The sequence below is a fragment of the Streptococcus cuniculipharyngis genome (assembly GCF_007859195.1).
GTDB lineage: Bacteria > Bacillota > Bacilli > Lactobacillales > Streptococcaceae > Streptococcus > Streptococcus cuniculipharyngis.
Map to the genome: position 1 here is coordinate 1 of NZ_VOHL01000013.1, position 975 is coordinate 975.

The 975-nt window shown below is 47.2% G+C and carries 1 protein-coding gene; it reads right to left on the reverse strand.

The features are described 5' to 3' along the window. Positions 1-952: Ig-like domain-containing protein (locus FRX57_RS07560; RefSeq protein WP_425472620.1), on the reverse strand; the 952-nt coding region annotated here is incomplete at its 3' end. Positions 953-975: the final 23 nt, after the last annotated feature.

Here is a 975-nt window from a genome sequence, read left to right on the forward strand (position 1 = left end):
GGTAAGTGTGGACCACATTGCCATTCTCATCTGTCGTGCTTGACACGATTTCATAACCTGAGATGGTCTTGCTTGGTTGTTTACCGTCCTCTTGCGGTGCAAGTGGGTTACCTTCTTCATCAACGAAAGAAGTATTTGATTTACTTACCTTACGGTAGGTATGGACAGTGTTACCATTCTCGTCAGTTGTGCTTGATACTAGCTCGTACTCTGGCAAGTCTTTCGATGGTTGGTTACCTTCCTCGTTTGGTACGATTGGGTTGCCATTCTCATCTACAAATGACGTTGTATTCTTCACAATCTTACGGTAAACGTGAACCGTATCACCATTTTCATCGGTTGTACTAGATACCAAAGCATAGTCCGAAATCTCTTTCGATGGCTGCTTACCGCCCTCAGTTGGTGACAAAGTATTACCCTCTTCATCAACAAATGTTGTTGATACTGGTGTTACAGTCGGCGTGTAAGTGTCAGAGACCTTAGTGCCATTCTTATCGGCAGCTTGAACACGGACTCCTTGGCCTTTACCAACGAAGCTTGGCTCTGGTTGGAAGGTGATCGTGCCATCATCATTAAGGGTGTAAGTTCCCTCATTCTCAACCGTTACCGTCTTGGTTGGGTTACCCTCGGCATCTAGGAGAGTGATGGTGCTATTGTCGATTGGCGCAACTTCGTCACCTTCAGTAAACATGGTTTTGGCATCAGTCTTCTGTGCTTTACCTTGTGGGCCTGAGGTTTCACGTGGCTCTGCAGTTGGAGTGATTGGCGTTACAGTTGGTGTGTAAGTCGCTGTTGCGGTTACTTCTGCTTCTTCGCCATTCTCGTTAGTCACGACATAAGTGGCTTTAACGGTCACACCTGTTCCTGGGCCTGTGAAGCCTGGCTCTGGTGTGAAGGTCACTTTACCAGTTTGTGGGTCTACTGTGTAAGTTCCTTCGCCTGGTACAACCACTTTGCCTTCTTCGTCAGCGCCTT